Source organism: Archangium violaceum Cb vi76 (assembly GCF_000733295.1).
Classification (GTDB): domain Bacteria; phylum Myxococcota; class Myxococcia; order Myxococcales; family Myxococcaceae; genus Archangium; species Archangium violaceum.
Map to the genome: position 1 here is coordinate 1 of NZ_JPMI01000113.1, position 1151 is coordinate 1151.

Annotated in this window: 1 protein-coding gene; it reads left to right on the plus strand. The window is 66.6% G+C overall.

Going from position 1 to position 1151, the window contains the following annotated elements; genetic code table 11:
• Positions 1-1151: elongation factor Tu (gene tuf / locus Q664_RS17840; protein ID WP_152622166.1), on the plus strand; the 1151-nt coding region annotated here is incomplete at both ends.

The following is a 1151-nucleotide window of genomic DNA, read 5'->3' on the forward strand; positions in this document are numbered from 1 at the left end:
AGAAGCTTGCCGCACGTCAACATCGGCACCATCGGCCACGTTGACCACGGCAAGACGTCCCTGACGGCGGCCATCACCAAGGTGCTGGCGAAGACGGGCGGCGCGACCTTCCTCGCGTACGACCAGATCGACAAGGCCCCCGAGGAGCGCGAGCGCGGCATCACCATCTCCACGGCCCACGTGGAGTACAAGACGAAGAACCGTCACTACGCGCACGTCGATTGCCCGGGCCACGCCGACTACGTGAAGAACATGATCACGGGCGCGGCGCAGATGGACGGCGCCATCCTCGTGGTGTCGGCCGCCGACGGCCCGATGCCCCAGACGCGTGAGCACATCCTGCTCGCCCGCCAGGTCGGCGTCCCCTACATCGTCGTCTTCCTGAACAAGGTCGACATGCTGGACGACCCCGAGCTGCGCGAGCTCGTGGAGATGGAAGTCCGCGACCTGCTCAAGAAGTACGAGTTCCCCGGCGACACCATCCCCATCGTCCCGGGCTCGGCCCTCAAGGCGCTGGAGGGTGACACCTCGGACATCGGCGAGCCGGCCATCCTCAAGCTGATGGAGGCGGTGGACAGCTACATCCCCACCCCGCAGCGCGCCACGGACAAGCCCTTCCTGATGCCGGTGGAGGACGTGTTCTCCATCGCCGGCCGCGGTACGGTGGCCACCGGCCGCGTGGAGCGCGGCATCATCAAGGTGGGCGAGGAAGTGGAGATTGTTGGCATCCGCCCCACGCAGAAGACGGTCGTCACGGGCGTGGAGATGTTCCGCAAGCTGCTGGACGAGGGCCGCGCGGGCGACAACATCGGCGCGCTGCTGCGTGGCCTCAAGCGTGAGGACCTCGAGCGCGGCCAGGTGCTGGCCAAGCCGGGCAGCATCACCCCGCACACCAAGTTCAAGGCGCAGATCTACGTCCTGTCGAAGGAAGAGGGTGGCCGTCACACCCCGTTCTTCAAGGGATACCGCCCGCAGTTCTACTTCCGCACCACGGACGTGACGGGCACGGTGAAGCTGCCGGACAACGTCGAGATGGTGATGCCCGGTGACAACATCGCCATCGAGGTGGAGCTGATCACCCCTGTGGCCATGGAGAAGGAGCTGCGCTTCGCCGTTCGCGAGGGTGGCCGTACCGTGGGCGCCGGCGTCGT